Origin of the sequence: Terrabacter sp. LjRoot27 (assembly GCF_964254175.1) — a bacterium.
GTDB lineage: Bacteria > Actinomycetota > Actinomycetes > Actinomycetales > Dermatophilaceae > Terrabacter.
In genome coordinates, this window is record NZ_CAXUSS020000001.1 from 2,668,080 (window position 1) to 2,693,112 (window position 25,033).

Sequence of the window (25,033 nt, forward strand, 5' to 3'; positions counted from 1 at the left end):
GGCTATCCGCGTGCAGAACCCCTCACCCGCGGGCCCGGCGCCGCGCACCCGTCTGGCTCGTCTCGGTGCACTCATCGCGCGGCACCCGCGCTCCTGGGTCGCCGCCTGGGCCGTCGCCGCGATCGCGTGCTTCGCCGTCGCCGTCGGCGGCGTGACCGGGGAGTCGCTCTTCGAGCGGCTGCACTCGGGTGCCCCGACCGTCGAGTCGGAGTCGTCGCAGGCTCAGGAGATCATCGCCGAGACCCAGCCGGCGCTCGAGACGCTGACGATGCAGGTGAACGGAGCCGACCTGGCCGATGCCGCGACGGTGCAGGCCGGGGCGTCGGCGACGCGCGAGGTGGCGCAGGTCCCCGGGGTCAAGAGCGTCCGCTCTCCCCTGCTCGCGCCGGCGGGCCTCACCGACCCGTCCGTGGCGCCCCTGCTCAAGGGCGGGACCCCGACGGCGGGCGGGTTCGTCACCGTCGTCGACTTCGAGCCGGGGCTCGACAAGGCTGCGCAGGACTCGGCCGAGACCCAGGCCGAGACGCGACTGCTCGCTGTCGCCACCGCCATGGACGCCCAGGGGTCGGTGGGCAGCACGAGCAAGGTCATCCAGGCCATCACGAGCACCGTCGAGCGCGACCTCCTCCGCGGCGAGGGCATCGCCCTGCCACTCACGTTCATCGTCATGTTCTTCGTCTTCGGCGGCTTCGTCGCGGCGGGCATGCCCATCGTCGGGGCGATCGTCTCGATCGGTGGTGCGCTGCTGTCGCTCTTCGGCTTCTCGCACGTCGTCGAGCTCGACGCGACCGTCGTCAACATCGTCACCCTGCTCGGTCTCGGGCTCTCCATCGACTACGGCCTGCTCACCGTCAGCCGCTTCCGCGAGGAGCTCGCGCACCGGGAGCACGAGGTCCCGACCCGCGAGGAGGTCGCCCACGCAGCCGAGCGGACGGTCGCGACGGCCGGACGCACCGTCCTCTTCTCCGGCCTGACCGTGGCGATCGCCCTCGCGGGTCTGCTGATCTTCGAGGCGTCGATCATGCGCGCCATCGGGGTGGCCGGGGTCAGCGTCGTGCTCGTCGCGATGGTCGTCGCCATCACGCTGGTGCCGGCGCTGTGCGTGGTGGGAGCAAAACGGTTGTCCCGCAAGGCAGTCGAGAAGCCGTCCGACGTGGGCCTCTTCTCGCGCCTCGCCGTCGGCGTGCAGCGGCGCCCGGTGGCCGTCATCATCGGTGTCGTCGTGGTGCTCGTCACGCTGGCGCTGCCCACCCTGTCGATGAAGCTCACGTCCTCGGGCACCGAGCTGCTCCCGAAGGACGCCCCGCAGCGGGTCTTCTTCGAGCAGCTCGACCGTGACTACCCGGCCCTGTCCGCCCCGGAGGTCACCGTCGTCGCCCGCACGGCCGACACCGCCGCCGTCACGGCGTGGGCCGAGCAGTTCCGCACCCGACCGGGGGTCGAGGGTCTCGTCGTGCGCCCGCTCGGCAGCGGCGACCAGCGCGTCGACATCCGGGTCGCCGGACGTCCGACCTCCGACGAGGCGCAGGACCTCGTGTCGACCATCCGCGGGACGAGTGCCCCGTTCGAGACACTGACGACGGGCCAGGCCGCAGGACAGATCGACTTCCTCGACTCGATGTCGGACCGGGCGCCGTATGCCGTGGCGCTGGTCGTGCTCGGGACGTTCGTGCTGCTCTTCCTCATGACGGGGTCCGTCGTCCTACCGATCAAGGCGTTGCTGCTCAACGTCATCTCGCTCGGGGCCGCGCTCGGCGTCGTCGTGTGGATCTTCCAGGAGGGCCACCTCGAGGGCCTGCTCGGCTTCACGTCGGTGGGCGCCCTCGAGTCGATGGTGCCCTTCCTCGTGCTCGCCTTCGGGTTCGGGCTGTCGATGGACTACGAGGTGTTCCTGCTCTCGCGGATCGTCGAGTTCCACCGGCACGGCGCCGACAACGACCGCGCCGTCTCCCTGGGCCTCCAGCGCACGGGCCGCATCATCACGTCAGCCGCACTGCTCATCGTCATCGTCTTCGGCGGCTTCGTCGCCGGCGACATCCTCATCATCAAGCAGATGGGCGTCGCGCTCGTCGCAGCCGTCGTCATCGACGCGACACTCGTGCGGATGCTGCTCGTCCCGGCGACGATGACGGTGCTCGGCCGGTGGAACTGGTGGGCACCGGCGCCGCTGCGTCGCCTGCACGACCGGTTCGGGATCACGGAGTGACGGCCGTCGTCACGGCGCACGGCCTCGACGACCTGCTCGACGCGACCGGTCGCCACCCGTTCGTCCGCTGGGAGGTCACCGACGACCTCGCCGCGACGTGGTGGGCCTCGTCCGACGCCGTCGCCTTCCAGCGCACCCGCAAGGCCGTGCACCGCACCGTGAACGTCCTCGGCGACGACGACGGGGTCACGACGCTGCTCGACCACCTGCCGGAGATCGCGGCGACCGTCTCCCCCGCGCGTCGCGCCTTCTCGGTCAGCGTGCCGCAGCACCTCGAGCCGCGGCTCCGGGAGCGCTACCGCGTCATGGACGGCGGCGACTGGGAGTGGTTCCACACGACCTCCGCCCCCGACGAGCACCCCTCGTACGAGCGGGTCGTGGTCCTCGACGACGTCGCGCGCGCCGACGAGGTGAAGGCCTTCCTCGAGGCGCACTCCCCCACCGCCGACACCGTGCCGGGACAGGGAGAGCGCTGGTTCGCCGTCGAGGCTCCCGACGGTTCCCTCCAGGCCGTCGCGGCGTGGGGCACCACGCGGGGCGGCGCACCACACCTGTCGTCCGTCGCCGTCGACACGGGCCTGCGCGGGCACGGTCTCGGACGCACGATCGTCGGCGCGGTCACGAGGAGGGCCGTGGCCGAGAGCGGCGTGTGCACGCTCGGGATGTACTCCCACAACGACGTCGCGCGCGGGCTCTACCTCTCGCTCGGATACGACCGGCTGTGTGCGTGGGCGAGCCGCCCGGTCGTCATCGACCGCTGACCGGGCGGCGCGCCGCGTCGCGCGTCAGGCGAAGTCGGCTGCGGTGACGGTCCGGTCGGCCGGTTCCACGAGGACGACCCAGTTGCCCGAGTTGTCGCGGCACACCGCCTCGGTGCCGTAGGGGCGGGCCGACGGCGGCTGGAGGAACTCGACGCCCTTGGCCGACAGGTCGGCATACGTCTGCTCGCAGTCGTCGACGGTGAGGCCCAGCCCGTTGAGCCCGCCGGCGTCCTGCGCCCGCTTCATGGCGGTGACGAGCTCGTCGGGGAAGGGCGGCCCGGGGATGGCGAGGCTGACCTGCAGCTCCGGCTGGCTGGGGTGCACGACCGAGCACCAGCGGTAGCCGTCGCCGAGCGTGATGTCGTCCTTCTCCTCGAAGCCGAGGACGTCGACGTAGAAACGCTTGGACTCGTCGATGTCCTTGACGAAGACGCTGACGATGGAGATGTTCGTGATCATGCGACCACGCTAGGCCGGGTCCGGCGCCTCGCGCTTCTCCTGGGTTGCGGAGCCCTCCACGAGCCCCCACATGAACAGGACGCAGCCGGGGATGTGCGGCGCGCCTGTCGCGGCATACCTCGCCTGGAAGTCGCTGGGGCTCTCGCCCACGACCGACCGGAAGCGGCTGCTGAAGGAGCCGAGGCTCGAGAAGCCGACCGCGTGGCACACCTCGGTGACGGTGAGGTTGGTCGCGCGGAGCAGGTCCTGGGCGCGCTCGATGCGGCGGCGCGAGACGTACTCGGCCGGCGTCACGCCGTACGTCGCGCGGAAGAGCCGGAGGAAGTGGTACTTCGAGAGGCGCGCCTCGGCGGCGAGCCCGTCGAGGTCGAGCGCCTCGGCGTAGTTCCGGTCCGCGTGGTCGCGAGCGCGGCGCAGGTGGACCAGCACGTCATCGGGCGCGCGTCGCTCCGTCGTGGTCACCCGCCCATTGTCGCTCTCCGCGCCTCAGCCGACGGTATCCGTGACGAAGGTGCCGTTGACGGCGCGCAGCCGGTGGTCCCAGGACGTCGCGGGCCGGCCGAGGACCTTCTCGCTCAGCGTGGCCCGGGCACTCGTGTCGGCGGTCGCGTGCCGCTGGTCACGCGGCACCCCGTAGATCCAGCTCGCCTGCCCGTCGTAGGACGAGGTCTCCGACCTGCTCGACAGGCGCGCAGCACCGCGCGTCAGCGAGTCCTGGCGCGACCACGTGATGGCCAGGTCGCCCGTGACGTCGTACGCACCGGCGACGTCACTGCGCGGGTGGAAGCCGAGGACGCCGTCCTTGTCCCAACGGTGCTGGGTGCGCTCGACGGTCGGGGTCGCGTTCCCGTGGCCGGTCGCCACCTCCTGGGTGTCGGTCCACGACGCCGCGAGCGTGTCGTCGGCCTCGTCGTCGGTCCACGAGTGTCGCGACGTGTTCTCGAGCCGGCGCGTGACCGTGGTCGTCACCGGGCCTCGTGACGTGGACAGGGTCCCCGTGACGCGGAGCTGACGTCTCGCGTCCAGATCGACGTGGCCCGCCTGGTCTCCGGCACCCGACACGGTGCTCTCGACGACAGGGTCACCTGCGTATGCCGTTCCGGTCGTCCCTGCCACGACGCTGCGGCCCGTGTCGCGCCAGACCCGAAAACGTGGAGCGAGCGTCCAGCCGCCCTGCCCGGCCGGCAGTCCTACGACCGAGATGCGCACCTCGTGGGGGCGACCGTCGTTGAGGCGCCCGAGGTAGGGGGTGAGGTCGTAGCCGAGCGAGGGGATGTCGAACGCCTTGGGCGAGGGGATCGTGTACCAGAGGAAAGGGTTGCTCCAGCCGCCGGTGTAGACGACGGGGTACGGCGCCGCGATCCCGGCGAGCTGTCCGTCGATGCGGACGTCGACCTCGCGGTACGGCAGTCCGTCCGGACACGAGTAGCCCGTGCTCGCAGGGGCGCTCGTGTCCCAGAACTCCTCGCAGCCACCGCCGGACCCGGTCGCGAAGACGTCCGCGAGCAACCGCGTCGAGTTGCGGGGCACCGTCAGCGTGCCGACGAGGTCGGTGCCGTCGCGGGAGGTGTCGGAGAGGGGAAGGACCGCGTCGGACGTCCGGGCCGCCGGGGCGTCGCGGCCCGTGGTGTAGAAGTCGAGGTCGACCGTCACGTGGATGACTCCGGTGTACGTGGAGTCGACGACGTTGCCGATGAACGCCTGCACCTGCTGCGGGTCCGCGAGCAGCGGTGCAAGGTCGGTGACGTCCTTCTCGACGTGCCACCGGATCCCGTCGACACTCGGCTCCGGCGTCGAGAGCGTCAGCATGCGCACTCCCCCGACGTCGACGTAGCCGATGCGGTCGAACTGCCTCCCGGCCACCGAGCCCTCGAGCCGCATGACCACCGTGGACCACGGACCCGCGCACCCGGCGGGCGGGGTGTAGCCCCGTGTGTGGACGTCGAAGTCGTCGAACGCGTCGTCGACGACTCGCACGGTGCAGTGGCGTGTGGCCGGCACGGGGACGGGCGGCTCCGGCGTGCGCGGGTCGTCCCAGTCGGTGCCGAACTCCGGTGGCGGCGCGGCGGCGGGCACCACGGACGGGCCGGCAGTGGGGGCGGCGGAGGGAAGGCCCGAGGCCGCGGTCGCACCGGACAGGACGAGGACCGTGCCCAGGAGCACCGCTGTGACCGGACGCCGACGTGGTGTGCGCATGGCTCCGACCGTAGGACGGCGCAGGTCAAGGATGGGCAAAGCGCATGGCAGGTGACGGCATACGTGCGGAGGGGCTGTCGTCACCGAGGTGACGACAGCCCCTCCCCGGGCACGGGTGCCGAGGTCAGCTCTGCTTCGGGTTCACCTCGGGGGCGCCCTGGGCTGCCGGTGCGGAGGCCGCCGGCTTCGCGTCGACGCCGGCCTCCTTGCGCTGGGCGGGGGTGATCGGCGCCGGGGCCGCGGTCAGCGGGTCGTAGCCGCCACCGGACTTCGGGAACGCGATGACGTCGCGGATCGAGTCGGTGTGCGCGAGCAGCGAGACGATGCGGTCCCAGCCGAACGCGATGCCGCCGTGCGGCGGGGCACCGAAGGCGAAGGCGTCGAGGAGGAAGCCGAACTTCTCCTGCGCGTCCTCCTCGGACAGGCCCATGACCTGGAAGACGCGCTCCTGAACGTCGCGGCGGTGGATACGGATCGAACCGCCACCGATCTCGTTGCCGTTGCAGACGATGTCGTAGGCGTAGGCGAGCGCCGGCCCCGGGTCGGTGTCGAAGGTGTCGAGGAACTCGGGCTTGGGCGAGGTGAAGGCGTGGTGGACGGCCGTCCACGCGCCGGCACCCACGGCGACGTCGCCCGAGGCGACGGCGTCGGCCGCCGGCTCGAAGAGCGGGGCGTCGACGACCCAGAGGAAGCTCCAGGCCTCCTCGTCGATGAGCTCGCAGCGACGGCCGATCTCGAGACGGGCGGCGCCGAGGAGGGCCCGCGACGGCTTGGCCGCACCGGCGGCGAAGAAGATGCAGTCGCCCGGCTGGGCGCCGACGTGCTCGGCGAGGCCCGCGCGCTCGGCGTCGGTGAGGTTCTTGGCGACCGGGCCGCCGAGCTCGCCGTCCTCCTGGACGAGGACGTAGGCGAGGCCACGGGCGCCGCGCTGCTTGGCCCACTCCTGCCACGCGTCGAGCTGCTTGCGCGGCTGGCTCGCACCACCGGGCATGACGACGGCACCGACGTAGTCGGCCTGGAAGACGCGGAAGGTCGTGTCGGCGAAGTAGCCGGTGCACTCGACGAGCTCGTTGCCGAAGCGCAGGTCGGGCTTGTCGGAGCCGTAGCGGGCCATCGCGTCGGCGTAGGTCATCCGCTGGAACGGGGCGTCGAGCTCGACGCCGATGAGACGCCACAGGGCCTGGACGATCGACTCGCCGAGCTCGATGATGTCGTCCTGCTCGACGAAGCTCATCTCGATGTCGAGCTGGGTGAACTCCGGCTGGCGGTCGGCGCGGAAGTCCTCGTCGCGGTAGCAGCGGGCGATCTGGTAGTAGCGCTCCATGCCGGCCACCATGAGCAGCTGCTTGAACAGCTGCGGGCTCTGCGGCAGGGCGTACCACGAGCCGGGCGCGAGGCGCGCGGGCACGAGGAAGTCGCGCGCGCCCTCGGGTGTGGAGCGAGTCAGGGTCGGCGTCTCGATCTCGACGAAGTCGCGGGCGCCGAGCACGGCTCGCGCCGCGGCGTTGACCTTGGAGCGCAGGCGGATCGCGGCGCCCGCCGAGCTGGCACCGGGTCGGCGCAGGTCGAGGTAGCGGTGCTTGAGGCGCGCCTCCTCGCCGACGGTGACGCGCTCGTCGATCTGGAACGGCAGCGGGGCGGCGGGGTTGAGGACCTCGAGCTCGCTGACGATGACCTCGATCTCGCCCGTGGGCAGGTCGGGGTTGGCGTTGCCCTCGGGGCGCTCGCGCACCTCCCCGGTGACCTTGACGCAGAACTCGTTGCGCACGTCGTGGGCACCGCCCTGGGCGAGCACCTCGTCACGCGCGACGACCTGGGCGACACCCGAGGCGTCGCGCAGGTCGAGGAAGGCGACCCCGCCGTGGTCTCGACGCCGCGCCACCCAACCGGTGAGGGTGACGGTCTGGCCTGCGTGGTCGGCGCGGAGAGTGCCGGCCTCGTGAGTGCGGAGCACGGAGGGTCCTTCCGGGACGTGGTTCCCGCGGCACGAGGGCCGCCGGGGCTCAGCGAGGTGGTGAGCGAGGTGGTGAGCGAGTGTCGTGAGCAGGTGCCTGGCCGCTGGTCGGCCGTGGGCACCGAGGACCAATCCTAGACCGCCTGCACCTAGGCTCTTCGCCGTGCAGCACTCCCGCAACCGCGACCTCGACGGCGTCCGAGGTCTCGCGATCCTCCTCGTCGTCGCCGCCCACTCCGGGCTGCCGGTGCGCTGGGGCGGGCTGTCCGGGGTGACGCTCTTCTTCGTCCTGTCCGGCTACCTCATCACGAGCCTGCTCATCCGGGAGTGGGACCGCTGGGGCTCGGTGAGCCTGTGGCGCTTCTGGGGACGTCGGGCCCTGCGCCTGCTGCCCGCCCTCGTGCTCCTGCTCCTGCTCGCTCCCGTGCTGCTGTGGGCGACCGGCGACGACCGGCTCTCGACCTACCCGACGGCGGCGCTCGCGTCCCTCTTCTACGTCGGCAACTGGGTGCGCATCGCCGGGACGGACCTCGGGGTGCTCAACCACCTGTGGTCGCTCTCCGTCGAGGAGCAGTTCTACGTCGTCTGGCCGGCGATCTTCATCGTCCTGATGACGTGGCTACGCAGCCGGGCGCTCGCGGTCGTCCTCAGCCTCGCGGCGCTCGCGACCTTCTACTCGGTGTGGACGGTCGGCAGCGCGATCCGCCTCGACATCTCGACCGAGACGAACGCGTTCGCGCTGCTGCTGGGCGTGGCGCTCGCCTTCGCGCTGGCGGCTGTGCAGTCCCGGGGCTGGGAGCTGCCGGCCACGAGCCCCCTCGTCCCGTTCGTCGTCATGGTCGCCGTCTCGGCCTTCCCGGGCCACGGGCTCGCGGTCGACCACCCGCTCTTCCGCCCCCTCGGGACCGTCTACGCCGTCGTCGGGGTGTGGCTCGTGTATGCCGCCGTGTCGGGTCACTCGCGGGTCGTGGGCTCCCGCTTCATGGTCTTCTTCGGCACCATCAGCTACGCGCTCTACCTGTGGCACCAGACGTTCATCAACAGCCTGCTGCTCGGTGAGCACACGACGCCCCGCAACCTGCTGCTCATCGCGGCCGCGGTCCTCGTGTCGTGGCTGTCGTGGGTGCTCGTCGAGCGTCCCGTCGGTCGGCTGCGCGGGCGTCTTCGCCTCGACCAGCCCTCTCGACGCCAGCAGCAGTTCGCCGAGGCGTGCGACGTGCCGGCCGGTCCGCGCGCCACCCCGACGGCGTAGGGAGGGGTCCCGCAGGGCGGGGACCTTCGTTCCTGAGAGCTCCCATGCGGGCTCGGCCGTCGTCGGCTTCGTCGTCGGCACGGCCCACACGGTCCGGTCACTGTCCTGAGAGGGGCCGGAGATCCCGAGAGGCTTCTGCCGCAAGGCAGTCCACGGCCACGGTCAGCGCGGGACTCGCCGTCATGGTGCGCCGCCAGACGAGGCTCACGGTGCGCTCGGAGACCGGGTCGACGATGGGGACGGCGACGACACCCGCGGGCAGCGGTCCCCGGCCGAGGCGGGGCACGAGGGCGATGGCCTCCCCCGCCGCGACGAGGGCGACGTGCGTGGCGAACTCGAGCGCGACATGGGCGATCCGGGGAGCCCGGCCGACGTCGGCATACATCTTCTGGAGCCACTGGTGGCAGATGGAGCCGGGCGCGACGCTGGCCCAGTGCTCGTCGAGCACGTCCCTCACGCCGATGCTCCGTCGCGTGGCGAGGGGGTGGTCCTCGTGGACGAGGACGTCGGCGCGGTCCCGGCCGAGGTGGCGCACGTCGAGGTGGTCGGGGATGGCGAGCGGCAGCGGCTCCCAGTTGTGCACGAGGGCGAGGTCGTGGGTGCCGGCCGCGACGGCATCGACGGCGTCCCAGGGGTCGATCTCGTCGGGCCGCAGCACCACCTCTGGCGCGGCCTCCCGCAGGCGACCGATGGCGCCGACGACGACACCCCGGTAGGCCGTGGCGAACGTCGCGAGGCGCACCGTGCCCACGGTCTCACCACTGGCGCCGTGGAGGCCGGCCTCGAGTCGCTCCATGTCGGCCAGCAGGCCCCGCGCGGCCCCGGAGAGCGTGCGACCGGCCTCGGTCAGCAGGACGCCGCGCCCCTGCCGCTCGAGCAGCTGCACCCCCGTCTGGGTCTCGAGGCGCTTGATCTGCTGGGACACCGCGCTCGGGGTGTAGTCGAGCGCGGCCGCGGCCGCGCCGACGGAGCCGTGGGCCTCGACGGCGACGAGCGAGCGCAGCGCGACCGGATCGATCATGCAGTGATGCTACACATTCGACGCCAGAACAGTTTGATGGACGTGAACAGTTCCGGGCCGCGACGATGAGGACATGCGCCGCCGTGACACCGCCCTCGCCGTCCTCGTCGCCCTCATCTGGGGCACGAACTTCGTCGCCATCCGCACCGGCATCGACTCGGTGCCGCCGCTGCTCTTCCTCGCGGTGCGCTTCGTCGTCGTCTGCGTCCCCGCGGTCTTCCTCGTCCGGCGCCCGGGCCTCCCCTGGCGCGACCTCGCGCTCATCGGGCTCTTCACGAGCCTCGGACAGTTCGCCCTCATGTACCTCGCCCTGCACCTCGGCATGCCGCCCGGGCTCGCCTCGCTCGTGCTCCAGGCGCAGGTGCTCCTCACCGTGGTCATCGCCGCGGTCTGGCTGCGCGAGCGTCCTTCGACGGCGCAGCGCCTCGGCGTCGCCCTGGGCGGGGCGGGACTGCTGACGATCGCGGTCGGGCGCGGGTTGTCGGCGCCGCTGCTCCCCCTCGTCGTGCTCGTCCTTGCCGCCGTGTCGTGGGCCGTCGGCAACGTGCTGACACGCCGAGCCGGAGCCCTCACGGGTCCGGGAGCCGGCCTCGGGGTCACCGTCTGGTCCGGCCTCGTCGTGCCGCTGCCGGCTCTCGCCCTGTCGTTCGTCTTCGAGGGACCCGATGCCATCGGGGCCGCTCTGGGCCATCTCCAGTGGCAGGCCGTGGCCTCGACCGCGTTCACGGCCTACCTCTCGTCACTCGTCGGCTACGGCATCTGGAACACCCTGCTCAGCCGCCACCCCGTCGCGAAGGTGACGCCGTTCGCGATGCTCGTCCCGGTCTTCGGCATGGCCGCCGCGGCCGTCGCCTTCGACGAGCGGCCCAACGCCCTCGAGCTGACCGGCGGGCTGGTGCTGCTGGCGGGCGTCGCCGTCGCCGTCATCCGCCGACGCGGTGACGTGACGGCTCCTGCGCCGACCGTCCCCGCGGACGGGTCACCCGTGCTCGCCGTCGACGTAGAGCCAGCGGCCACCCCAACGGCCGAAGCGGCTCACCTCGTGCAGCTCGCCCCGACCCACGGTCCCCGCTGACGGCTCGGCCCACCGGGCCACGAACTCGACGACGCCGTCGACGTCATCGGGCCCGCCGCGCTCGGTGCGCAGCACCGTCAGGCCCGTCCAGCGGGTCTGGGGGTCGAGCCCCACCCGCTCGGGCCGCGTCCGCGGGTGCCAGGTGCGCAGGAGGTACGCCTCGTCCCCCACGACGAAGGCCGTGTAGCGCGAGCGCATCAGCTCGTCCGCGGTCCCGGCCGGACGGTCGCCCGCGTGGAGCGGACCGCAGCACACGGCATACGCGAGCCCCTCGGTGCCTCCTCCGCACGGACACGTTCCGGAGACCCCGGGGCCGAAGGGCCCGCTCACGACCGCTGGGCGCGCTGCGCCTCGCGGGCGGGCCACGGCGCGTCGTGCGGCCGCAGGGTCGACCAGCCACGCCCGCGGGACAGCCCCGCGGACAGCAGGCCGACGAGCGTGGCCGAGTTGCTGATGCGTCCGTCGAGCGCCGCGTCGACGGCGTCGTCGAGGGACACCCAGAGCGGCCGGATCCCCAGCTCCTCGGCGGTGCGCTGGTGGGCGTCGGCGGCGGCGACCTCGTGGAGGCCACGAGCGAGGAAGATCCGCACCGTCTCGGGGAAGGCCCCCGGCGACGTGACGTCGTCGGCGAGCACGTGCCACTCGTCGGCGGTCAGGTCGACCTCCTCGACGAGCTCGCGCGCGGCAGCCTCCCACGGCGGCTCACCGTCGACGTCGAGCAGGCCCGCGGGCAGCTCCCACACGTGGCCGCCGCTCGCGTGGCGGTACTGCCGGATGAGCAGCACGTGCGGGCTCCCGTCGAGCTCGCGCAGGGCGAGCACGGCGACGGCGCCGGGGTGCGTGACGAAGTCACGCGTCACGACACCCCCGGCGCCGAGGTCGACGCGCTCGCGCACGACGTCGAAGATGATCCCCTCGAAGGGCGTCGACGACTCGACCACCGGCTCGGCGGTCCAGTCCTCGACGAGGTCGGCTCCAGTGCCTCGCGGCGCGTCCAGGCTCACCCGCGGCTCAGTCGGCGTCCGGGCCGGCACCCGACGCGGACACCGAGGCGAGCTCGTCGTGCGCGGCCCGCGCGCTCGCGTCCCGCTCGACCTGGCCGGCGTCGACGGCGGCACGGTGGCGCTCGACCTCGACGAGACGTTCGCTGCGCTGGCGTTCCAGGGCGGCCCCGACGAGACCCGCGAAGAGCGGGTGCGCGCGGTTGGGGCGCGACAGGAACTCCGGGTGGGCCTGGGTCGACACGTAGTACGGGTGGACCTCGCGCGGCAGCTCGACGAACTCGACGAGGCTGCCGTCGGGCGAGGTGCCGGAGAAGACGAGACCCGCCGTCTCGAGGTCGGCCCGGTAGGAGTTGTTGACCTCGTAGCGGTGGCGGTGGCGCTCCTTGACCTCGGCCTCGCCGTAGGCCTCGCGGATGACACTGCCCTCCTTGAGAGCGGCCGGGTAGAGGCCGAGGCGCATCGTGCCACCGAGGTCGCCGGCGCCCTCGACGAACGCCTTCTGCTCCTCCATCGTGGCGATGACGGGGTGCTGCGTCTCGGGGTCGAACTCCGTGGAGCTCGCGTCCTGGTTGCCGAGGACGCTCCGGGCGTACTCGATGACCATGCACTGCAGGCCGAGGCAGATGCCGAGGGTCGGCACCTGCTTCTCGCGGGCCCACGTCAGCGCGCCGAGCTTGCCCTCGATGCCGCGCACCCCGAAACCGCCGGGCACGAGGACGGCGTCGACGCCGCCGAGCGCCTTCTGGGCGCCCGCCGGGGTCTGGCACTCGTCGCTGGCCACCCAGCGGATGTTGACCTTCGCGTCGTGGTGGAAGCCGCCGGCGCGCAGCGCCTCGGTGACCGAGAGGTAGGCGTCGGGCAGGTCGATGTACTTGCCGACGAGGGCGATCTCGATGTCGTGCTCCGGGTCGTGGACCCGCTCGAGCAGCTCGTCCCACTCGGTCCAGTCGACGTCGCGGAAGTTGAGCCCGAGCCGGCGGATGACGTAGGCGTCGAGACCTTCGCGGTGCAGCACCTTGGGGATGTCATAGATGCTCGGGGCGTCGACCGCCGCCGCGACGGCGGTGACGTCGACGTCGCACATGAGCGAGATCTTGCGCTTGATGGGGTCGGGGATCTCGCGGTCGGCGCGCAGCACCAGGCCGTCGGGCTGGATGCCGACCTGGCGCAGCGCGGCGACGGAGTGCTGGGTCGGTTTCGTCTTCAGCTCGCCGCTCGGCGCGAGGTAGGGCACGAGCGAGACGTGCAGGAAGAAGCTGTTGTCGCGACCGATGAGGTGGCGCACCTGGCGCGCAGCCTCGAGGAAGGGCAGCGACTCGATGTCGCCGACCGTGCCGCCGATCTCGGTGATGATGACGTCCGGGGCGTCCGGACCTCCCGTGGCGAGCGCGCGCATCCGGGCGACGATCTCGTTGGTGATGTGCGGGATGACCTGGACGGTGTCACCGAGGTACTCGCCGCGGCGCTCCTTGGCGATGACGTTGTTGTAGACCTGCCCCGTCGTCACGTTGGCGCTGCCGACGAGGTTGACGTCGAGGAAGCGCTCGTAGTGGCCGATGTCGAGGTCGGTCTCGGCCCCGTCGTCGGTCACGAAGACCTCGCCGTGCTGGAACGGGTTCATCGTCCCGGGATCGACGTTGATGTAGGGGTCGAGCTTCTGCATCGTGACCCGCAGGCCCCGCGATCTGAGAAGTCGTCCGAGGCTCGAGGCGGTGAGCCCCTTGCCGAGCGAGGAGGCGACGCCCCCGGTCACAAAGATGTGCTTCGTCGTATCCACCACGGGCTTTGAGTCTACGTCACTCAGCGGGGGTCCGTGACGTAGCGTTCCACCCACCGGCGCGTCTCGTCGTCGGGAGTGGGCCACCCGGCCGCCCGGGCACGTCCCGCGGCGCCCTCCCTGAGCCGGGCGTCGGCGTCGGTGAGCAGGCGGTCGACCTCGGCTGCAACTGCGGCCGGGTCCCCCACGGGGACAAGGGATCCCGTGTCACCGACGAGGTCGGGCAGACCGCCGGTGCGGGTCACCACGACCGGCACGCCGGCGGCCATGGCCTCCTGCACGACGAGCGCCCGGGCCTCCCAACGGCTCGTGAGGACGAACACGTCGGCCGCTCGGAGCCATTCCGACACATCGGTGCGCGCCCCCACGAAACGGACCTCCGCCCCCGCGCCCTCCCCCTGTCGTATGCCGTCCGCCTCCTCCTCGAGCCGCGCGCGGAGCCGCTCGTCCCCGCTTCCGATCACGACCCACGTCGCGACGGTGCGGGAGAGCCGGGCGGCCTCGACGAGCGTCGGAAGGTCCTTCTGGGGCGCGAGGCGCGACACCGTGAGCACGAGCGGACGGTCGGTCGGCACGCCCGCCCCGGCGAGGAGCTCGGCCCGCTCAGCCGGTTCGAGAGCGTGACGGTGGAGCAGGGCGGCGACGGCGGAGGACGGCACGAGGGCCAGCTCGGTCCGCCGGGCCCCGAGCGCGTCGGCGAGCGAGACGAGGTCGGCGCTCGCACCCGTCACGAGGTCGGCGCGCCGCAGGGACCACGCGAGCAGTCGCCGGGCGGCGGACCCCCCTGCGCGTGCGGCCGCCGAGCGGGAGACCGGTGGGAGGTCGTTGTGGAGCGAGACCACGAGCCGCGGCCGGGGCCGCGCCCGGGCGACGGCCACGGCGGCGACGACCGCACCCTGGTGTCCGTGCGCGTGGACGACGTCGACCGTGCCCGCGAGGCGCATGATGCGGTGCCAGTCGATGAGGCCGCGAGGAGCGCGCAGCCCCCCGTGGACCGGCCAGAGGCGATGGGCGTCGGCCCAGCCGAACGTCCGCGCCGTCGAGTCCGCCGTCACGACCTGCACGTCGTGACCGTGCTCGCGCAGCCCCGACACGAGGGTGTCGACGTGCGCGCCGACACCGCCTGCGGCGCGGCCGAGGACCATGAGCACCCTCATGACGTCTCCGAGGGCCCGGCCGCGCGGGGGTCGGACCCTCCGGTCGGGGCAGACGTGGACGCGGCGTCGTCGGCCGGACCCCGACCCGGCGAGGTCGGTGAGGTCGGTGAGGTCGGTGAGGTCGGTGAGGTCGTGGCGGGCGTGGTCGACGTGGTCGTGGTCGACGAGGGCCGGCGCAGGCGGGTGAGGACCGAGCGGTCGAGGAGGAGGACGACGACGACGAGCGTCACCGCGGCCGCGAGCGCCACGGCGAGGCCCTGCGCTGCGGCGACGAGCAGTCCGTCCGCGGTCCAGAGGCCGCCGAGCCACCAGCCGAGGACGGCTGCCGACGCGGCGCCGGCCAGCCCGGCGAGGACGGGCCGGGCGGGGACGGCCAGCGCCGCCGCGCCCCAGCTCCGCGCGACGAGGACCGCGAGGGCGAGCGCCCCGGCCACGAGCCCGACGCTGGTGCCGAGGGCAAGGGTGCGCACGGTCGCCGCGGGTCCGGGCGCGCCGTCGAGGGCCAAGAGCGGGACGACGGTCGTCGCGAGCCACGCGACGGCGACCACGGCGCCGGCGACCCGGGCACGGCCGCGCACGTACGACGCCCGGGTCAGCAGGCCGATCACGCAGAGCCCCACGATGCCCGGCGCCACGAGCACGAGAGCGTCGGGGATGGCGGACAGCGCGTCGGCTCCGTCGCCGTCCGCGCGCCCCGCGTCGAGCAGGGCGAAGAAGGCGCCGACCGGGCGGGCGACGGCCACGAGCAGGCCCCCGGCCAGCAGTCCGGCCAGCAGGGTGGCGAGCCACGTGCGCCGCAGCACGTCCGCGGCAGCGGGCCCCGGCTCGGACCCCACGGGATCGCGCTCCGGGCCCCGGCGGCCGGCCTCCGCACTGCCCGCCAGCGTCGGGAACGCCGCGGTGGCGAGCGGGACGGCGAGGACGGCATACGGGAGCAGGGAGACGGCTTGGACATAGGTGTAGACGTTGAGCGTCCCGGGCCCGCCGCGGTCGTTGGCGAGGCGGATGAAGACGAGGGTCGCGAGCTGCTGACCGGCCACGGCGAGCAGCCCCGCCACCGCGAGCCGCCGGACGCGGGCGGCCACGCCGTGCGGGAAGCGCGTCGTCACGGTGAGGTGGACCCCGGCGCGACGCACCGGCACGAAGAGCGGCAGGGACAGCGCGACGACTCCGAGGGTCGTGCCCACGGCGAGCACCGTCGTCGCGGACGTCGGGACCTCCGCGATCGGAGCGGCGGGGTCGGTGGCGACGGCGGCGTAGGCGACGTACGTCGCGATGACGACGAGGCTGGACAGGAGCGGTGCCAGGGCCGCCGCGACGAAGCGGTGGTGCGACTGGAGCACCCCACCGAGCACGATGCCGATGCCGTAGAGCGGGATCTGGATCGCGAACACCCTCAGGAGGTCGGCGCCGAGACCCACCGCGCCGGGACAGGCGTCTCCCGCTCCGAGCAGACCCCGCGCGATCGGCTCGGCGGCGAGGGCGACGAGCAGGCCCAGCGGCACGAGGACGACGACCACCCACGTGAGCAGGGCGGAGGCCGTGTGGTCGGCCTCGACCCGGTCGCCCCGAGCCAGGGCGCCAGCGACGAGAGGCACGGCGACGGCCGCGAGCACTCCCCCGGCCGCGATCTCGAAGAGCACGTTGGGCACCGCGTTGACCGACTGGTAGACGCTGCCGACGCAGGTGGCGCCGACCGAGTGCGAGAAGACGAACCACCGTCCGAAGCCGACGACCCGGGCGACGAGCGTGATCACCGCGATGGTGCCCGCGGCGGCGAACATCCCGCGGCGGGAGACGGGCCCGGTCCCCGGGGTCCGGTCGGTCATCGGAGGTCCCGGCCCCACTCGTCGAGACGGCGCAGGACGGGGTGGGCCTCGATGACGCGGGTGAAGCTGATGCGCTCCGAGGCGATCGTCAGGGCCGCGAGGCCGGCGAGCGCGACGGCCCGGCCGGCGAGCCCGGTGCGCTCGACGATCGCGAGACCGACGATCGCCCCCGCGGCGTTGGCGCCGGTGTCGCCGAGCATGGCGGTGGCCCGGAGGTCGTCGCGGACGACGCCGAGCGAGGAGCCGACGGCGGCCGCGGCCGGCAGCCCGCCCACGAGCGGGAGGCCGGCGGCGACGGTGACCTTGAGCGCCCGTCCGGGACGCAGGTCGAAGAGGTTGACCGCGTTGGCGGCCCCCGCGACGACGGCACCGCCGACGAGCGTGGCCAGCACCCCCGGATGGGAGGGACGGGTCGCGTCGGAGAGCGCCGCACCGATGAGACCGGCGGCGCCGAGACCGACGATCTTGACCGTGCCGGTCGTGACCTCGCCCCGCGCCAGGGCGCCGAGGTGGCCCTTGAGGCCCTTGTCCGATGTCCCGCCCGCGAGGTCGTCGAGCGCCCCTAGAGCGCCCGCGGCCACCGCGACCACGACCGCAGAGCGCGCCGACCCCCGGACGGGTCCGCCGGGTCCGCCGGGTCCGACGGGTCCGCCGGCCAGACGTGACGCGGCGGCTCCGGCGACGGCCCCGGCGACGGCACCGCCGACCCAGGCGGGACCCTCGAGCAGGGTGACCGGGTGGCCGGCGTGGTTGATGCGCTCCCAGGGCTCGCGGAGGGAAGGTGCCCCCCTCCGGCCGAGGCGCAGGAGGGCCCAGGACGCCGCCGCCGAACCGAGGAGGGCAGCCAGCGACGCGACGGCGGACGAGCCCCCGCGCTGGCTTGGCGTCACGGAAGCACCCGCGGGACGGTGGCCGTGGCTCCTGCGGCGACGCCGTAGTGTCCGACGCGCTCGTCGAGGACACCCTCGATCGCGAGGACCACGGTCGCCGGACCGTCACCCGCCCGGGCGTGGTCGACCGTGGAGGCGATCCCGGCCGTCTCGGACTCCTCGCGGACGGCCTGAACGGCGTTCGACGTCACGGGCTGGCCCGCGGCCGCGGCCGTCTCGCCGCCGGCGACGACGGTCGCCCGGGTCGAGCCCGCGAAAGACGTGACCAGGGCGCGGACGGCGTCGGAGCGCGCGTTCACGACGGACTCGGTGCCGGCGTAGTCGCCGGACACGACGACGGCGAGGTCGGCGGGCGCGAGATCGGCCACCGAGCTGTCGACGAGGTCCGCGTCGACGAGCACCTTGAGGGCGGCGGTGCGCTGTGCCGAGGTGCCGGTGTCGCTCGTCGAGACCGTGAGGTCGGTGAGCACCTGCACGAGCAGGTCGTCGCCCGTCGCGGTCGACTCGACGCCGTATGCCGACGCGGCCTCCTTGGCGGCCTGCGCGCGGTCGGCGGCCTGGGTGGGGTCGAACCAGTCGGGGCTGAGCGTGACCGTCCCGGTGAGGACCGCGCCGCTCTGCGTGACGACACCCTCGAGGTTCGTGACCATCGTGCCGTCGGCGGACGGCAGCACGACGACGACCGTGCGGTGACCGGACAGCCGACCCTTGACCACCCGCTGCTGCACGGCGGTCGCGTACTCGTCGGACGCGTCCACGAGCTTCTCGCTCGTGGCCAGCTTGTCGTTGAGGGTCTGCTTCTCGGTGCGCAGGGCGGCGACCTGGTCGCTCAGCTGGTCGCCGAGGTTGGCCTGCAGGGGCCCCGCCCCGAGGACGATGCCCACCGCGAGCGCGAGGAAGACCGAGATGATCGAGACGAGGTGGTAGCGGAAGTCGATCACGTGAAGATCCCAACGATGGCGGTCCAGAGGTCGTCCCAGCGGGCGGCGAGGACCTGCAGCCACGCCTGACCGGCCGGTGTCGACGCGAGGGCTGCGAAGAAGGCGAGGACCCCGGCGAGCAGCATCGTCACGAGCAGCCGGCCCGGGATGCGGGCGCGGTAGAGCTGGCTGACGCCCTTGGCGTCGACGAGCTTGCTGCCGACGCGCAGGCGGGTGAGGAAGGTCGACGCCTGGCCGTCGCGCCCCTTGTCGAGGAACTCGACGAGCGTGACGTGGGTCCCGACGGCGACGATGAGCTCGGCACCGGAGTCGTCGGCCAGGAGCATCGCGACGTCCTCGCTCGTGCCCGCCGCGGGGAAGACGACGGGAGTGATCCCGAGGGCCTCGACCCGCGCGAGGCCCGGGGCGCGCCCGTCACGGTAGGCGTGCACGACGATCTCGGCGCCGCAGCGCAGCGCCTTGTCCGAGACGGAGTCCATGTCGCCGACGATGAGGTCGGGCTGGTGACCGGACTCGAGGATGGCGTCGGCGCCGCCGTCGACCCCGATGAGGATCGGACGGTACTCGCGGATGTAGGGCCGGAGGGTCTCGAGGTCCTCGCGGTAGTGGTAGCCGCGCACGACGATGAGGCAGTGCCGGCCGTCGAGCTGGGTGGTGATGGGTGGCACGCCGATGCCGTCGAGGAGCAGGTCGCGCTCCTTGCGGATGTACTCCATCGTGTTCGTCGCGAAGGCCTCGATCTGCACGGCGAGCCCGGCCCGAGCCTCGTGCATCTGGGCCTGGACGGCCTCGGCGTCGAGCAGCGTGCCCGTCGCGACCCGGGTCTCGCCCGCCCACAGGTCGCCGCCGTCGAGGCGCACGGTCTGGCCCTCGGTGAGAGCCATGACCTCGGGCCCGGCGGCGTCGAGCACGGGGATGCCGGCCTCGACGAGGATCTGCGGACCGAGGTTCGGGTAGCGACCGCTGATCGAGGCGCTGGCATTGACCACCGCGGCGGGGCGGACGGTGACGAGGGCGTCCGCACTCACCTTGTCGAGGTCCGCATGGTCGATGACGGCGATGTCGCCCGGCTGCAGCCGCTTCGTCAGCGCCTTGGTGCGCCGGTCGACACGCGCGGGGCCGACCACGCCGGGACCGGTGTCCCGGGCGTGCGAGCGACGTCGGATGGAGAGGGCCATGATGGCCTCAATCGTGCCACGTCGGAGGATCGGCGACCCCATCGGTCCGGGCCGTGGCGCGGCGCTCGGGACGCCACTCGGAACGGCGGTCCGACCGATGCTCGGAGGCGTGTCCCGGGATCAGGCGCGGGCGCCGCTGCGGGCGGTAGGACGCGTGCCGACCCGGGCGCCGCTGGTCTGCTCGAGCAGGTCACCGGCGTGGGCCAGCCCGGCCTCGGAGTCGGGGTCGCCGCCCATCATCCGGGACAGCTCCCGCAGCCTCGCGTCACCGTCGACGACGGTGACGCTGCTCGAGGTGATGCGGCCGTCGTCGGCCTTGTGCACGACGAGGTGGCGGTCGGCGAAGGCCGCGACCTGGGCGAGGTGGGTGACGACGATGACCTGGGCGTGCTCGGCGAGAGCGGCCAGTCGCGCACCCACGTCGAGAGCCGCCCGACCGCCGACCCCGGCGTCGACCTCGTCGAAGACGAACGTGGGCGGTCCGCTCGCGGCCTCGCCCGACGCGCTGCGCGAGCCGACGACCTCGAGCGCGAGCATGACGCGGGAGAGCTCACCGCCCGAGGCGGCGCGGGCGACGCTGCGCGGCGTCGCTCCCGGGTTGGCCGCGAGCAGGATCTCGACGTCGTCGATGCCGTGTCGGGCCAGCCGCACGCGGTCGCCGTCGGGCAGCGCCACGCCCTCGGGGTCGGTGCGGCGGCGCAGCTCCACGTGGACGACCGCCTTGCCCATGGCCAGGTGCGAGAGCTCGTCGGAGACGCGGGTGCCGAAGTCGTCCCCCGCGGCGCGACGGGCCTCGGACAGCGAGACGGCGGCCGCGACGACGGCGGCCTCGAGCTCGGCCACCTCGGCGCCCAGCCGCTCGACGCGGTCGTCGGCGGTCACGAGCTCGTCGAGTCGAGCAGCCCCTCGACCCGACCACTCGAGGACCTCGTCGACGGTCTCGCCGTACTTGCGGGTGAGGACCCCGAGCGCCGCCCGACGCTCCTGGACGTAGCCGAGCCGCTCCGGGTCGAGGTCGACGTCCTCGAGGTATGCCGTGAGGTCGGCGGACAGGTCGGTGACGAGCGTGCTCACCTCGTGCAGACGCTCGTCGAGGCCCGCGAGGGCCTGGTCGTGCGCCGTGGCCGGACCGAGCGCACCGCGCGCCGAGCCGATGAGGTCACGGACGTTGGGAGCCGGCTCGGCGGCATACTCGTCGCCGCTGAGGTCGGCGAGTGCCTGGGCTGCGGCCAGGCGGAGGGTGTCGGCGTGCGCGAGGCGCTCGTCCTCGGCACGCAGGGCCGCGTCCTCGCCCGGCTGGGGGTCGACGGCCTCGATCTCCTCGAGCGAGGCGGTGAGCGAGTCGATCTCACGGGCACGCTCGCGCGCCTCCGAGACGAGTCGCTCGTGCTCTCGAGCCGACTCGCGCCAGCGGTCGTAGAGCTCGCCGACGCGGTCGCGGAGCGCCGTGAGGTCGGGCCCCCCGAAGTCGTCGAGCACCACCCGGTGGGCGTCACCCTGCTTGAGCCGCCACTGGTCGGCCTGCCCGTGCACGGCGACGAGCATCTGGCCGAGCTCGGCGAGCACGGAGACGGGCGCCGTGCGACCACCGACGTGCGCGCGCGACCTGCCGGCCGCGGCGATGGTGCGGGCGATGACGAGCTCGCCGTCCTCGTGGTCGGCGCCCGCCTCGTCGGCCCGGACGAGGGCCGGGTGGTCCAGGGGCAGCTGCACGACTCCCTCGACGAGAGCCGAGGCGGATCCGGTGCGCACGAGGCCGGAGTCTGCTCGCTCACCGAGCAGCAGTCCGAGACCCGACACGACCATGGTCTTGCCGGCGCCGGTCTCACCGGTGAGCACGTTGAGCCCGGGGCTCAGGTCGAGGACGGCGTCGTCGATGACACCGACACCCCGGATCCTCATCTGGCTGAACACGGGTCCACCTTAGGGCCGGGCACCCTCACCGCCGTCGACGTCGTCCACGGGCGGGGCGGTGTCGCCGTTGCCGCGCCACCCGGCGACCGAGAGGTTGAACTTCGCGACGAGGCGGTCGGTGAACGGTGCGCTCGTCAGCCGGGCGAGGCGCAGCGGACGCAGCCCGCGGCGTACCTCGATGCGGGCACCCGGCGGGAGGTCGACGTGGCGCCGGCCGTCGCACCACATGACCCCCGCTCCCTCGGTGGCCGCCTTGATCTCGACGGCCAGGTGGGTGTCGGGACCGAGCACGAGCGGCCGGGCGAAGAGGGCGTGGGCCGCGCTGGGGACGAGGAGCATGGCCTCGACCTGTGGCCACACGACCGGCCCACCGGCCGAGAAGGCGTATGCCGTCGAGCCCGTCGGCGTGGAGACGATGACGCCGTCGCAGCCCCAGCTCGACAACGGTCGACCGTCGACCTCGACGGTGACCTCGAGCATGCGCTCGCGGGCCGCCTTCTCGACGCTGACCTCGTTGAGGGCCCAGCTGCTCGCGATGAGGTCGCCGTGCAGCTTGGCGTCGACGTGGAGCGTCATGCGCTCCTCGACGGCGTAGTCGTTGCTCGCGATGTGCTCGACCGTGGCGTCGAGGTCGTCGCGCTCGGCCTCGGCGAGGAAACCGACGTGGCCGAGGTTGACGCCGAGCAGCGGCACGTCGACGCTGCGCGCGAACTCGGCGCCGCGCAGGATGGTGCCGTCGCCGCCGAGCACCACGACGAGGTCGCACCCCTCCGCGACCTGCTCCTCGGCCGACGCGACGTGCACGCGCGAGCTGTCCTTGAGGTCGAGGGCCTCGGCCTCGTCGGCCTGGAGCGACACGTCGATGCCGAGGTGCGTGAGGCGTTGCACGACGCCCTTGGCGACCGTCAGCGCCTCGGGGCGCCTCGGGTGGGCCACGAGCAGGATGCGGCGCGTCACGGGGCTCCTTCCAGGTCGACGGCCTCCAGCATGTCATCCACCGCCGTCACGGAGGCGCCCGGGACCGGTCTCGGCGCGAGCCAGAGGAGGAACTCGCGGTTGCCGTCACCGCCCGCGATCGGGCTGGCCGTCGCGCCGTGCAGGTGCAGGTGCAGGTCGGTCGCGACCTGGACCACGTCCCGCAGCACTCGGCGGCGCTCGTGCGGCGAGGTGACCACGCCCGTGCGGCTGAGCCGCTCGCGCCCCACCTCGAACTGTGGCTTCACGAGGACGACGACGTCGCCCTCGTCGGTGACGAGGGGTCGCATGGCGGGCAGGGCGATGGCGAGTGAGATGAAGCTGAGGTCGGACACGACGAGGTCGAAAGGGCCTCCGAGCATCTCGGCGTCGACGTCGCGGATGTTGGTTCCGGGCAGGTCGCGCACCCGCGGGTCGGCACCGATCGACGCGACGAGCTGGTCGTGGCCGACGTCGAGCGCGGTCACGTGAGCGGCGCCGCGCTCGAGGAGCACCTGGGTGAAGCCGCCGGTGCTCGCCCCGACGTCGAGGCACCGCCGGCCCTCGACGGCGACCGGCCACGTGTCGAGGGCGTGGAGCAGCTTGACGGCCGCGCGCCCCACCCAGCGGTCGGGCTCGCGGGTCAGCTCGACGGTCGACGAGTCGTCGACGGGCAGGGCTGGCTTGCTGGCCTGCCGGCCGTCGACGAGCACCACACCGGCGGTGACGAGCTCACGGGCCTGGGTGCGCGACCGGGCCAGGCCACGGGCGACGAGCTCGACGTCGAGACGACGCGTCACGCGCCACCCAGACCGCCGAGGCGGCTCTGCAGGCTGCGGTGGGCGTGCTCGCCCGACTCGATGCGTTCGGCGAACGACCCGGCCTGCGACTCGGCCAGGCGCATCATCGCCTCGTCTACCGCCTGGTCACCCGTCAGGGGCGGGGTGGGCACGTCGGGCGTCGCGTCGAGCGGGGCATAGGGCACCTCGGCCGTCGCGGTGTCGGCGTCGCGGGCGTCGTCGGACGGGTCGTCCTCGTCGTCCTCGTCGTCCTCGTCGGTGAGGTCCTCGAGGTCGTCTCCGGACACGTCCGCATCGCTCGCGTCGTCGGACTGGTCGTCGGAGTCGTCCCACTCGTCGGTGGTCTCGTCGCCCGCGTCGGTGTCCGAGTCCATCGGGTCGAGATCCTCGGCGACCTCGAGCGGTTCGCCGGACCCGAGGTCGTCGCGCCGAGCGTCACTGTCGCCGAACATGTGCTGCCTCCGTGCCGAGTGGTTGGTTCGCTGCGGTCACGCTACCGGGTCGGGGTCGCCGAGTCGTCGACCAGGCGGTCGAGCGTCGCTGCCTCGCGGCGCAGCTGCTCGCGCGGCACTCCCTCGCCGCGCGCGTCCAGCAACGCCGCCAGGCCGGCCCGCACGAGCTGAATGCCGCCCGCACCCCGCCGCTCGATGACGAGGTCGTCGCCGTTGCGGGTCACCCGCGCCGCACCGCACCGCCAGCCTCCGGCGTCGGCCACCGGGGCGGCATACGGCATGAGCAGCTCGGCCAAGGAGGCGATGACGTAGGTCGGTGACGACTCGCTCACGACGAGGTCGGAGGGTCGGTCGACGCCGGTGAGGACCCACGCCGAGTCGAGACCGGTCGCCTCGGCGCCGACGATGTCGGTGCCGATCCGGTCGCCGACCGCCAGCGTCCTGGCGGCGGTGGTGCCGAGACGCTCGAGAGCGAGGCCGTAGAGCGGCGGGTGCGGCTTGCCGACGACGTGTGGGCGACGCCCGAGTGCGGCGGCAAGCAGGTCGACGTAGGCACCGTTCCCCGGGGACTGGCCCCACGGCAGCGGCAGGGTGGCGTCGTCGTTCGTCGCGACCCACGGCAGGCCGGTCGTCAGGAGTCGCGTCGCCCTCTCGAAGTCGCGCACGCGCAGGTCCTTGCCGAAACCCTGCAGCACGGCATCGACCTCGTCCGGGCCGGGTCCCTCGTCGTCGCCGACGACGACGGGCGTGAGGCCGGCATCACGCAGCGCCTCGACGACACCCTCTCCCCCCAGCGCGAGGACGGCAGCGCCCGACGGGAGGTCGTCGGCGAGGCGGGCAGCGCCTGCCTGCGCACTCGACACGATGTCGGATGCCGTCGCTGGAGCGCCGAGGCCGGCGATCTGGGCGGCCACCTCGGTCGGGACCCGGGAGGCGTTGTTCGTCGCGTAGACCACGCGGATCCCGCGAGCCACCAAGTCCTGCAGCGCTTCCGGCGACCCGGGAACGGCGTCCGCACCTCGGTACACGACGCCGTCGAGGTCGCACACCACTGCGTCGTAGCCCGCGATGAGCGGCTGCGCCGGCGCCTCCGTGGCTGTCTCCGTGTCCATGCGACCTCCTGCGCCAGACCCTACGACGAGCGGTGGGCAGGCACGCCAGTCGGTCCGGAACGCAGAACGGGCCCGACCGCGGCGGTCGGGCCCGTTCTGCG

Annotated in this window: 22 protein-coding genes; 4 read left to right on the forward strand and 18 right to left on the reverse strand. The window is 73.2% G+C overall.

The features are described from left to right. Positions 1-10 precede the first annotated feature (10 nt). Complete coding sequence (locus tag ACSQ2D_RS12515; protein WP_435986268.1) at positions 11-2,206, forward strand: MMPL family transporter; 2,196 nt, start codon at positions 11-13, stop codon at positions 2,204-2,206. After that, complete coding sequence (locus tag ACSQ2D_RS12520) at positions 2,203-2,967, forward strand: GNAT family N-acetyltransferase (RefSeq protein WP_435986269.1); 765 nt, start codon at positions 2,203-2,205, stop codon at positions 2,965-2,967. The genes ACSQ2D_RS12515 and ACSQ2D_RS12520 overlap by 4 nt, the downstream gene beginning before the upstream one ends. A gap of 24 nt (positions 2,968-2,991) precedes the next feature. Here the strand turns inward: ACSQ2D_RS12520 and ACSQ2D_RS12525 are convergent, their stop codons facing one another. The 4 genes from ACSQ2D_RS12525 to aspS form a co-directional block, all read right to left on the reverse strand. Then, positions 2,992-3,426: a VOC family protein gene (locus tag ACSQ2D_RS12525; protein ID WP_435986270.1), complete on the reverse strand. Its 435-nt coding sequence runs from the start codon at positions 3,424-3,426 to the stop codon at positions 2,992-2,994. Positions 3,427-3,435: 9 nt separating this feature from the next. After that, complete coding sequence (locus ACSQ2D_RS12530) at positions 3,436-3,888, reverse strand: helix-turn-helix domain-containing protein (RefSeq protein WP_435986271.1); 453 nt, start codon at positions 3,886-3,888, stop codon at positions 3,436-3,438. A 24-nt stretch (positions 3,889-3,912) separates the two neighbouring features. Then, positions 3,913-5,622, reverse strand: coding sequence for a peptide-N4-asparagine amidase (locus ACSQ2D_RS12535; RefSeq protein WP_435986272.1), 1,710 nt, complete (start codon positions 5,620-5,622; stop codon positions 3,913-3,915). Between the two features lie 124 nt (positions 5,623-5,746). Then, complete coding sequence (gene aspS / locus ACSQ2D_RS12540; protein ID WP_435986273.1) at positions 5,747-7,576, reverse strand: aspartate--tRNA ligase; 1,830 nt, start codon at positions 7,574-7,576, stop codon at positions 5,747-5,749. 163 nt (positions 7,577-7,739) lie between these two features. On the opposite strand from aspS, the gene ACSQ2D_RS12545 reads away from it, so the two are divergent. Next, positions 7,740-8,828 carry an acyltransferase family protein gene (locus ACSQ2D_RS12545; protein ID WP_435986274.1) on the forward strand — a complete coding sequence of 363 codons (1,089 nt, stop codon included), beginning with the start codon at positions 7,740-7,742 and terminating at the stop codon, positions 8,826-8,828. A 97-nt stretch (positions 8,829-8,925) separates the two neighbouring features. On the opposite strand, the gene ACSQ2D_RS12550 is transcribed toward ACSQ2D_RS12545, so the two are convergent. Continuing rightward, positions 8,926-9,849 (reverse strand): LysR family transcriptional regulator, encoded by a 924-nt coding sequence (locus tag ACSQ2D_RS12550; RefSeq protein ID WP_435986275.1) that lies wholly within the window; start codon positions 9,847-9,849, stop codon positions 8,926-8,928. A gap of 73 nt (positions 9,850-9,922) precedes the next feature. Here ACSQ2D_RS12550 and ACSQ2D_RS12555 point away from each other — a divergent pair, with 73 nt between their 5' ends. Continuing rightward, positions 9,923-10,924, forward strand: a complete 1,002-nt coding sequence (locus tag ACSQ2D_RS12555; RefSeq protein WP_435986276.1) for an EamA family transporter — start codon at positions 9,923-9,925, stop codon at positions 10,922-10,924. Here ACSQ2D_RS12555 and ACSQ2D_RS12560 read toward each other — a convergent pair. From ACSQ2D_RS12560 to ACSQ2D_RS12620, 13 genes are all read right to left on the reverse strand, one after another. Next, the gene (locus ACSQ2D_RS12560; RefSeq protein WP_435986277.1) at positions 10,829-11,254 is read right to left on the reverse strand and encodes a YchJ family protein; all 426 of its coding nucleotides are present in this window, start codon (positions 11,252-11,254) and stop codon (positions 10,829-10,831) included. The two genes, ACSQ2D_RS12555 and ACSQ2D_RS12560, sit on opposite strands and share 96 nt — an antisense overlap. Next, entirely contained in the window at positions 11,251-11,928 is a 678-nt protein-coding gene (locus ACSQ2D_RS12565; RefSeq protein WP_435986278.1) for an NUDIX domain-containing protein, read from the reverse strand. The genes ACSQ2D_RS12560 and ACSQ2D_RS12565 overlap by 4 nt, the downstream gene beginning before the upstream one ends. A 7-nt stretch (positions 11,929-11,935) precedes the next feature. After that, positions 11,936-13,708 carry a CTP synthase gene (locus ACSQ2D_RS12570; RefSeq protein WP_435986279.1) on the reverse strand — a complete coding sequence of 591 codons (1,773 nt, stop codon included), beginning with the start codon at positions 13,706-13,708 and terminating at the stop codon, positions 11,936-11,938. Positions 13,709-13,728: 20 nt separating this feature from the next. Further along, on the reverse strand, positions 13,729-14,862 hold the full coding sequence (locus ACSQ2D_RS12575; protein ID WP_435986280.1) for a glycosyltransferase family 4 protein: 1,134 nt from the start codon (positions 14,860-14,862) through the stop codon (positions 13,729-13,731). Continuing rightward, positions 14,859-16,691 carry a lipid II flippase MurJ gene (locus ACSQ2D_RS12580; protein WP_435986281.1) on the reverse strand — a complete coding sequence of 611 codons (1,833 nt, stop codon included), beginning with the start codon at positions 16,689-16,691 and terminating at the stop codon, positions 14,859-14,861. The genes ACSQ2D_RS12575 and ACSQ2D_RS12580 overlap by 4 nt, the downstream gene beginning before the upstream one ends. After that, positions 16,688-17,581 carry a hypothetical protein gene (locus tag ACSQ2D_RS12585; protein ID WP_435986282.1) on the reverse strand — a complete coding sequence of 298 codons (894 nt, stop codon included), beginning with the start codon at positions 17,579-17,581 and terminating at the stop codon, positions 16,688-16,690. The genes ACSQ2D_RS12580 and ACSQ2D_RS12585 overlap by 4 nt, the downstream gene beginning before the upstream one ends. Next, positions 17,578-18,522 carry a copper transporter gene (locus ACSQ2D_RS12590; RefSeq protein ID WP_435986283.1) on the reverse strand — a complete coding sequence of 315 codons (945 nt, stop codon included), beginning with the start codon at positions 18,520-18,522 and terminating at the stop codon, positions 17,578-17,580. The genes ACSQ2D_RS12585 and ACSQ2D_RS12590 overlap by 4 nt, the downstream gene beginning before the upstream one ends. Next, entirely contained in the window at positions 18,519-19,700 is a 1,182-nt protein-coding gene (steA, locus tag ACSQ2D_RS12595; RefSeq protein WP_435986284.1) for a putative cytokinetic ring protein SteA, read from the reverse strand. Before steA ends, ACSQ2D_RS12590 begins: the two co-directional genes overlap by 4 nt. 120 nt (positions 19,701-19,820) lie before the next feature. Continuing rightward, the gene (gene recN, locus ACSQ2D_RS12600; RefSeq protein ID WP_435986285.1) at positions 19,821-21,614 is read right to left on the reverse strand and encodes a DNA repair protein RecN; all 1,794 of its coding nucleotides are present in this window, start codon (positions 21,612-21,614) and stop codon (positions 19,821-19,823) included. A 9-nt stretch (positions 21,615-21,623) separates the two neighbouring features. Then, the gene (locus ACSQ2D_RS12605; protein WP_435986286.1) at positions 21,624-22,571 is read right to left on the reverse strand and encodes an NAD kinase; all 948 of its coding nucleotides are present in this window, start codon (positions 22,569-22,571) and stop codon (positions 21,624-21,626) included. Next, positions 22,568-23,368 carry a TlyA family RNA methyltransferase gene (locus ACSQ2D_RS12610; protein WP_435986287.1) on the reverse strand — a complete coding sequence of 267 codons (801 nt, stop codon included), beginning with the start codon at positions 23,366-23,368 and terminating at the stop codon, positions 22,568-22,570. The genes ACSQ2D_RS12605 and ACSQ2D_RS12610 overlap by 4 nt, the downstream gene beginning before the upstream one ends. Next, positions 23,365-23,820, reverse strand: coding sequence for a hypothetical protein (locus tag ACSQ2D_RS12615; protein WP_435986288.1), 456 nt, complete (start codon positions 23,818-23,820; stop codon positions 23,365-23,367). The genes ACSQ2D_RS12610 and ACSQ2D_RS12615 overlap by 4 nt, the downstream gene beginning before the upstream one ends. 41 nt (positions 23,821-23,861) lie before the next feature. Continuing rightward, positions 23,862-24,932 carry an HAD-IIA family hydrolase gene (locus tag ACSQ2D_RS12620; protein WP_435986289.1) on the reverse strand — a complete coding sequence of 357 codons (1,071 nt, stop codon included), beginning with the start codon at positions 24,930-24,932 and terminating at the stop codon, positions 23,862-23,864. Positions 24,933-25,033: the final 101 nt, after the last annotated feature.